Origin of the sequence: Pseudomonas sp. B6001, assembly GCF_013386015.1 — a bacterium.
Classification (GTDB): domain Bacteria; phylum Pseudomonadota; class Gammaproteobacteria; order Pseudomonadales; family Pseudomonadaceae; genus Aquipseudomonas.
Map to the genome: position 1 here is coordinate 48,437 of NZ_JACAOX010000022.1, position 9,163 is coordinate 57,599.

The 9,163-nt window shown below is 63.3% G+C and carries 3 protein-coding genes; 1 reads left to right on the forward strand and 2 read right to left on the reverse strand.

What is annotated here, in order from left to right:
- Together HX821_RS24545 and HX821_RS24550 are read right to left on the reverse strand one after the other, a co-directional pair.
- Window positions 1–1,451, reverse strand: a 1,451-nt coding sequence (locus HX821_RS24545) for an efflux transporter outer membrane subunit (RefSeq protein WP_256349005.1), incomplete at its 3' end; no start/stop codon positions are given.
- Complete coding sequence (locus HX821_RS24550) at window positions 1,451–2,245, reverse strand: helix-turn-helix transcriptional regulator (RefSeq protein ID WP_008430236.1); 795 nt, start codon at window positions 2,243–2,245, stop codon at window positions 1,451–1,453. The genes HX821_RS24550 and HX821_RS24545, both read right to left, overlap by 1 nt.
- 486 nt (window positions 2,246–2,731) lie before the next feature.
- On the opposite strand from HX821_RS24550, the gene HX821_RS24555 reads away from it, so the two are divergent.
- Window positions 2,732–9,013, forward strand: a complete 6,282-nt coding sequence (locus HX821_RS24555) for a non-ribosomal peptide synthetase (protein ID WP_177036615.1) — start codon at window positions 2,732–2,734, stop codon at window positions 9,011–9,013.
- The last annotated feature ends 150 nt before the right edge of the window (window positions 9,014–9,163 follow it).

Below are 9,163 nucleotides of genomic sequence, written 5' to 3' on the forward strand. Positions count from 1 at the left end.
GTAAGAGCGGAACCATAAGCCGCCGTGACCGAAGAAGCGGATATGCCCCCACCCCCACCCCCAGCAGAATCACCCTCCCACCCCCCACCCAACGCCGTATACAAATTCACCTCCGCCACCAACTGCGCCAACCGATCAACAATCAACGCCTGCTGCGAACTGAACAACGACCGCTGCGCATCCAGAAACACCAGATTACTGTCCACCCCACTGCGATACCGGTGCTGAGCCAGGTCGTAATACGTCTGGTTGGCCCGAACAAAATCCCGCTGCGCCGCCAGTTGCTCGTTATACGTTTGACGCGCCGCCAGCCCGTCCGAGACTTCCTGGAACGCGGTCTGAATCGACTTCTCATACTGCGCGACATAAATGTTCTTCTGAATCTTCGCGTAATCCAGGCTGGCCCGCAGGCTGCCCGCATTGAAGATCGGCAGATTGATCTGCGGCTGGAACCCCCAACTCCCCGAGCCCCCCTGGAACAATCCCGACAGATCCTTACTCGAGGTGCCCGCGTTGGCCGTCAGCGTAACCGAAGGAAAAAACGCCGCCCGCGCCGCGCCAATATTCGCGTTGGCCGCCTGAAGCTGATACTCGGCCTGCACAATATCCGGCCGCCGTTGCAGCAGGTCCGACGGCAACCCGGCCGGCACCCGGGCTACCAGGTCGTCGGACAGCGGCTGTGCCGGCAAAGAATCCGGCACCGGCCCACCCACCAGCAACGCCAGGCTGTTGAGGTCCTGGGCCACCTGCCGCTGGTAGCGCGCAATGCTTGCCCGGGTACTTTCGACGCTGGTCCGGGCCTGGATCACATCGATCGACGTCGCCTTGCCCGCCGTTTTACTGCGCGACGTCAGACGCAGGCTGTGCTCGTCCGAGGCCAGCGTCTGCCGGGCCAGGGCCAGCAGTTCCTGGTCGGCGCGCCAGGTCAGGTAAGCGTTGGCGACGTTGGCCACCAGGCTCAGTTGCGCGCTGCGCCGAGCTTCTTCAGTGGCCAGGTATTGCAGCATCGCCTGCTCACTGAGGCTGCGTACACGGCCGAAAAAATCCAGCTCGTAGGCGCTGACGCCCAATGTCGCCGAATAGGTAGAGGTGATCGCAGACTTGCCGGTGGTAGTGGCGCGCCGCGGGACTTTCTGGCGGTTTTCGGCACCCGTGGCAGACACCGCCGGGAACAGGTCGGCACGCTGGATGCGGTACTGCGCCTGGAACGCTTCGACATTCAGCGCCGCCACCCGCAGGTCACGGTTATTCACCAGGGCCTGGCCAATCAACTGCCGCATCACCGGGTCACGGAACAACTGTTGCCAGTCAGGCCCGGCGGCCGATGGCCCCACCCGGTCCGCGTTATACACCGGGTAGTGCGCCGGGGTCGGTGCCTCGGGCCGCCGATAGTCCGGGATCAACGAACACCCGCCAAGCACACACGCCACGCCGAGCATCAGTTTTTTCATCACGCGCCAACCATCCATTTGGCCAGGCCATGCCGGCCACTCACGCCCAGTTTGGCCGCCGCGCGCTTGAGGTAGGTTTCGATGGAGCTGTTTTTCACGCTGAGTTTCTCGGCCATCTGCGGTACGGTTCCGCCGGTCAACAACCCCAGGCAAACCTCCTGTTCCCGCGCCGATAAGGTGATGTCACTGAGTGACAGGCGTTTATAGAATTCGCGCTGCAATTGCGACTGCTCCAACGGAGTTTTAGAGGGCTCGGGCGCTACCGGCGGGGCCTGTCGATTGATCTGCGCGTGGCGCTCGATCAACGGCAGCAAGGTTTCCGAAAGGCTCTTGAGAAACGACAACTGCGCCAGGGAAAAGGCGCGTTGGGTGTGGGGCCGGTAGAACGAAATCACGCAGCGCCGATTGGCCTGGCGCGATACCAGGTTGCACTGATGGGAGGTGCCGCGGGTGTGGGTGCTGTCGGCCTTGGCATTCATCTGGATCAACAGCGGGTCGTTCATGCCGAGCATTTTTTTCAGCAGCGGATGATCGTCGCGGTGATGCAGGGTGCGCGGTGGCGGCAGGTCCTGCTTCAACCCGTCGCTGCCAAGTAACTTGATATCGAGCACGCAGGCCTGGTGCTCGTCGAGGGTCCATTCACTGAGGTCCACCAAGTGAACCGGTACCAGCTTGTTGACCAGTTGCAGCATGTTCGCTGCGAAGTGTTCAGTGCCGGTGCTTGAAATCAACTCTCCCAACTCGAAATAAAAATGCGGATTTTCCATATTCCGAATACTGCTGGTCAGACTCATAGCCATCTCATCCTTGATGTCGAAAACCGTCAACGGTTGCCCGTACGTGTGCAGGCCTCCCGTTCTCCTTGAACCTGGGTCGGTGCTCGAGGCTTCATTTAGCCACGTGGATTTGTCCTACGTATGTAGCGGAAACGAGGGACACAACCTGCCATAAAAAGCGCGCCATTATTTCGTCATTTCCGACAGGGATATAGGCTGAAGCTGCAGGGTAAAAGGATTTTAGAGTTTGTTAACTAGTTGATATAAAACATATTTACTCAATTTTCTCGACATGCCCGGCTGTATGGCATCGGCCAGATGTAGCCAATCTCCTACATCCATTTAATCGTTTCAGCACTGAACCATCAGCCAACCCCGGCGCGGTACCCGGGCTGTCCGGGTTTCGGGTGACATACGGCCCTCCGGGGCGATGCTTAAATCCCGTTGATTTCGCCTCAATGGGGCGTTGTGCGCCTTATCGACACCTCACATGAGAAGGATCTTATGACGTATTTCCCCCTGACCGCCGCCCAGCGGGATATCTGGCTCGACCAACTGCGCCTCGGTGACTCGCCGCTGTACAACATCGGGGGTTATATCGAACTCACGGGCACCGTGAATCCCGCATTGATCCAGCGAGCCATCGAGCACCTGGTGGCCAAGCACGACGCATTGCGTACGGTGTTGCAAGTGGCGGCCGATGGCTTGCCACGGCAGGCGTTTGCCGAGGCCATGGCGGTATCGGTGCCGCAGCATGACGTCTCGCGCCAGCCGGATCCCCGCGCGGCCGCCGAGGCCTTGTTGCAGGCGCAGATGGCGCGAACCTATGCGCTGGTCGACGAGCCGTTGTTCCGCTTCTTCCTGGTCAAGCTCGATGACCAGCATTACCGCCTCGGCACCCAGGCTCACCACCTGATTCTCGATGGCTGGGGCTTTGGCCAGATGCTGCAATCCCTTGCCGGGATCTACAGCGCCCTGGAGCAGGGCCGACAACCGGACCTGTCGGCGCCGTCCTATATCGACTTCATCGACAACGATGAACGCTATCGCGAGTCGGCCCGTTACGCCCGGGACCGCAGCTACTGGCTGGACAAATACCAGGCGCTGCCAGAGCCGCTGCTGACGCGCCGTTACCAGGCCAAGGGCGATGCGCCGAGCAACACCCTGGTAGCACCGTTTCCGGCGGCGCTGCTCAATCGCATGGCGCGGGCGGCGAACCATTACCAGGCGTCGGCGTTCCATGTGTTATTGGCGGCGATGTACCTGTACTTCAGCCGCACCGGCCAGCGCCAGGAGTGGGTGGTGGGGCTGCCGATACTCAACCGTTCCAATGCACGCTTTCGTTCGACCCTGGGGCTTTTCACCCAGGTCAGTGCCGTGCGCTTGCAGTTCAGCGACGACCTGCCTTTCAGCGCCCTGGTGCGTGGCGTGCGCGACCAGCTCCAGCAGGATTTCCGACATCAACGTTTCCCGCTGAGCGAGATGAATCGCGAGCTGGGTTTGCTGCGCGCCGACCGCGGCCAACTGTTCGACCTGTCGGTGTCCTATGAGCAGGACGACCATGAATTTCGCTACGGCCAGGCATCGGCCCGGGCGATCAAGGTGTCCAATCACCATGAGCCGTTGCCGCTGGCGATTCACTTGCGCAGCAATCGCTACCACGACACGGCGTGCCTGCACTGCGTCTACAACGAGGCGTACTTCCAGGCACACGAGGTGCAGGCCCTGGCCGATCGCCTGGTGTATGTGCTGGAGCAGGGGCTGGAAAACACCGCGCTGCCCCTGGCTGACTTCTCGCTGATAACGCCCGAGGAAACCGCGCAGTTGCAACGCTGGAACGCCACCGCCCAGGCCTATCCCGCAGCGCAAACCCTGCATGGGCGCGTCGAGGCCCAGGCCGCGGTGACCCCGCATGCGGTGGCGGCGGTGTATCAGGGGCAGCGATTGACGTATGACCAATTGAATCAACGGGCCAATGCCCTGGCGCGGCAGCTATTGGTGCTCGGGGTAAAGCCCGACGACCGTGTGGCGATCGTCGCCCGGCGCGGCCTGGAGACGCTGGTGGGCTTGCTGGGGATTCTCAAGTCCGGCGCCTGTTACGTTCCGGTGGACCCGGCCCATCCTGCCGAGCGCCTGCACTACCTGCTCGATGACAGCGCGCCGGTGGCGGTGCTGACGCAGACGGATTTGCTCGAGCGTCTACCGGTATTGAGCGTGCCGGTCATCAATCTGGATCACGCCACGGCGCAGTTGGCGCGCAACCCGCAAGTGGCGATGACACCCGCCAACCTCGCTTATGTGATCTACACCTCGGGCTCCACCGGCCTGCCCAAGGGCGTGATGGTGGAGCACCACACCGTGGCCAACCTGGTGGACTGGCATTGTCAGGCCTTCGATTTGCACGCGGGCAGCCATACCGCCAGCGTTGCCGGTTTCGGGTTTGACGCCATGGCCTGGGAGGTCTGGCCAGCGCTGTGCGTGGGCGCGACCTTGCACTTGCCGCCGGCCCACGACGGCGCCGAAGACATCGACGCGCTGCTGGCCTGGTGGCGCGCGCAACCGCTGGACGTATGCTTCCTGCCCACGCCGGTGGCCGAGTATGCGTTCAGCCAGAATATCGAACACCCGACTTTGCGCACGCTGCTGATCGGTGGCGACCGCCTGCGCCAGTTCAACCAGGCGCGCAGTTTCGCGGTGATCAACAACTACGGTCCCACTGAAGCCACCGTGGTTGCCACCTCGGGCCTCGTTGAGGCCGGGCAGGCGCTGCACATCGGCAAACCCATCGCGAATGCCGCGGTCTACCTGCTGGATGAGCAACAGCGGCCGGTGCCCATCGGTACTGCAGGCGAGTTGTACGTCGGCGGGAAAGGCGTGGCGCGGGGCTATTTGAACCGCCCGGACATGACCGCAGAGCGCTTCCTTGATGACCCATTCAACCCAGGCCGCATGTACCGCACCGGCGACCTGGCGCGTTGGCTGCCGGATGGGAATATTGAATATTTGGGCCGCAACGACGACCAGGTAAAAATTCGCGGCGTGCGTATCGAGCCGGGGGAAATCGAGTCCGCCCTGGCGGGTCATGAAGGGGTCACCGAAGCGGTGGTGCTGGTACGCGAGGGGCAGCTGTTGGCCTGGTTCACCGAGCATGCGCCGGTAGCGATTGAAGCGCTTCGCGCCCATCTTAAATCACGCTTGCCGGATTACATGGTGCCGCAGGCCTACGTAAAGCTGGACGCGCTGCCCCTGACGGCCAACGGCAAACTCGACCGCAAGGCCTTGCCGGCACCCGGTGCCGATGCATTTATCAGTCGAGTCTACGAGGCCCCAGAAGGTGCTACGGAAATCGCCCTGGCGCAGATCTGGGCCGACGTGCTGCACGTCGAGCAAGTAGGGCGGCATGACCATTTCTTCGAGTTGGGCGGCCATTCGCTGTTGGCGGTCCAGTTGGTGCAGCACATGCGCCAGGTCGGGTTGCAGGCCGACGTGCAGGTGCTGTTCGGCCAGCCGACCCTGGCCGCACTGGCGGCAGCGGTCGGCCAGGGCACCGAGCTTGAGGTGCCGGCCAACCGTGTTCCGGCAGGTTGCCAATTGATTACTCCGGACCTGCTGGCGCTGGCCGAACTGGACCCGCCGACGATAGAACGCATCGTCGCCGCGATCCCCGGCGGCGCCGCCAATGTGCAGGAGATCTACCCGCTGGCGCCGTTGCAGGAAGGCCTGCTGTATCACCACATCACCGACGAGCGCGATCCGTACCAGCAACACGCGATGTTCAGCTTTGCCCGCCGTGAACAGCTGGAAGCGTTCGCCCAGGCGCTGCAACAGGTGATCGACCGCCATGACATCCTGCGCACCAGCCTGGCGTGGGATGCCCTCGAACAACCGATGCAAGTGGTGTGGCGCAAGGCGATTCTGGACGTGCAACCGGTGGCCCTCCAGGGGGACTCAATTCTCGAACAACTGCGCGAACGCCAGCGGCCACTGGACTTGCGCAAGGCGCCGCTGATGGCCCTGGATTACGCCGAAGACCGGCAGAACCGCCGTTGGGTGGGCATGCTGCGTTTCCATCACCTGGTGAACGACGCCACATCGACGCAAGTACTGATGGCGGAAATCCAGGCTCATCTGCTTGGCCAGCAACAGCAATTGCCGGCGCCGGTGCCCTATCGCAACGTGGTCGCCCAGGCCCGGTCAGCGGAACGCCAGGCCGGGCACGAAGCGTTCTTTCGCGAGCGGCTGGCGGATGTCGACGAGCCGACCCTGGCCTTCGGTTTACAGGAACGCCAGGCGGATCGCCGTGACACCGAGGAAGCCGACGTGCTGCTTCCCGACGCACTCGGCCAGTTGTTGCGCGAGCAGGCCCGCACCTTGGGTGTCAGCGCGGCGAGCCTGTTTCATCTGGCGTGGGCCCAGGTACTGGGTCGCGTCTCGGGCCGTGACGATGTGGTGTTCGGTACGGTTCTGCTGGGACGCCTGCAGGCCGGTGAGGGCGCGGACCGTGCCCTGGGCATGTTCATCAACACCTTGCCACTGCGGGTACGCCTGGCCGGGGTGACGGTGCGCGAGGCGATCAGGCAGACGCAGCAGCAACTCAGCGCCTTGCTCGCCCACGAGCAAGCGTCCCTGGCGTTGGCCCAGCGTTGCAGCGGCGTCACACCGCTGTTCAACAGCCTGCTGAATTACCGGCATGTCTCGGTCGAGGCACTCGAGGTGCTGCAGCCCGGCATCGAATTGCTGAGCAGCGAAGACATCCTCAGCTACCCACTGATGCTGACGGTGGACGACCTGGCCAGCGGTTTCCGGCTCAAGGCCAAGGCGCCCCGCAAGGTCGGTGCCCAGCGCCTGCTGGACTACCTTGGCACGGTGCTGGCGGGATTGGTGGAGACGCCCGAGGCGCCGCTGTTCGATGTGCAGGTGCTGCCCGCGACCGAACTGCAACAGCAACTGGTGGACTTCAACGCCAGCGAAACCGACTACCCCGTGGACCAGACCGTCCACGCCCTGTTCGAAGCCCATGCCCGGCACACACCTCACGCGGTGGCGGTGCAGGCCGGTGAGCAGCAACTGACTTACCGCCAGCTCAACGAGCGCGCCAACCGCCTGGCCTATCACCTGCGCGAGCGCGGCGTGCAGCCGGATTCGCGGGTGGCCTTGTGTGTCGAGCGCGGGTTGGACCTGGTGGTGGGCTTGCTGGCCATCCTCAAGGCGGGGGGCGCTTATGTACCGTTGGACCCGGGCTACCCTCGCGAGCGTCTCGCCTACATGCTGCAAGACAGCGCGCCGGTCGCCTTGCTGGTACACGGCGCGACCCGGGATTTGCCGGGGGAGGTGTCGATACCGGTGATCGACCTCGACCACGGCGCCTGGCAGCAGGCGCCTGAAGGCAACCCGCGAGTGCCGGGGCTGAGCGTGCGCAACCTGGCGTACGTGATGTACACCTCCGGCTCCACCGGCACGCCCAAGGGCGTGATGATCGAGCATCGGGGCCTGGGCAACCTGATGCACTGGGGCTCGCAACTGTGCCCGAATGCCGAGGGTGGCGCGTTGTTGCAGCGGGCGCCGTTCAGTTTTGACGGTTCGGTGTGGGAGCTGTTCTGGCCGCTGACCAATGGCATGCGCCTGGTCCTGGCGCGTCCCGATGGGCACCGTGAACCGGCGTACCTGGCGCAGGTGATTCGTGAGCAACAGGTCAGCGTGATCAAGTTTGTGCCGGCGATGTTGCAGCAGTTTCTGGAGCTGGAGGAGTCTGCGCTTTGTACCAGCCTTACCGACGTTTTATGCGGTGGTGGGGAGCTGACAGAGGCCTTGGCCCGTGGGGTTCAGGCGCGATTGCCCAAGGTGCGCTTGCATAACGTCTACGGACCGACCGAGGCGACGGTGGACAGCAGTGCCTGGACGCTGGAGCCGGGTGCGCCGGTGCCGGGGTTGCAGTTGCCGATTGGGCGGGCCATCAGTAATACCCGTCTTTACGTATTGGATGAGCATGATCGGCCGGTGCCGCTGGGGTGTAGTGGGCAGTTGCATATCGGCGGGGTGGGCGTGGCTCGCGGGTATCTGGGGTTGGAGCAGATGACGGCGGAGCGGTTTATCGATAGCCCGTTTGTGGCGGGGGATCGGTTGTATCGCACGGGGGATCTGGTGCGGTATTTGCCGGACGGGAATCTGGAGTTTCTGGGGCGCAATGACTTTCAGGTGAAGCTGCGTGGGGTGCGGCTGGAGCTGGGGGAGGTTGAGGCACGGTTGGCGGCGCATCCTGCATTGCGCGAGGTGGCGGTGTTGATTCGGGATGAGCGGTTGGTGGCGTATTTCACTGTTCGTGATGCGGTGCCGGGGCTTGAGGCGTTGCGCAGTTACATGGTGGAGGGGTTGCCTGAGTACATGGTGCCTTCGGCGTTTGTGCGGGTGGAGGTGTGGCCGCTTAATCCGGCGGGGAAGCTGGATCGCAAGGGGTTGCCGGAGCCTGGGGTGGAGGCGGTGTTGAGTCGCGCCTATGAACCGCCTCAGGGGGAGGTGGAGACGGTGATTGCTGGGGTTTGGGCGCAGGTGCTGAAGCTGGATCGGGTGGGGCGTCAGGATCATTTCTTTGAGTTGGGGGGGCATTCGTTGTTGGCCGTGGGGGTGGTGGCGCGGCTGCGTAAGGCGGGGTTGGAGGTGGATGCCCGGTCGTTGTTCAGTCAGCCGACGGTGGTGGGGTTGGCGGGGGTGGTTGGGAAGCGGGTGGAGCGGGTGGAGGTGGTGCCTGCTTTGGGGATTCCGCAGTTGGGGCGTAGACGTAGGATTTGAGTGGTGGTGTGGTGTGTATATCCGTTATTTAGGTAACGGCCACCTATGGTTCCGCTCTTACAGCGGCTCACTTTGGAAAAGCCCCAAAGTAAGCAAAGGGCTCTGCCCCGCCTGTCGGCGCCTCGCTGGGGCTCGGCGTTCCCTCACTCC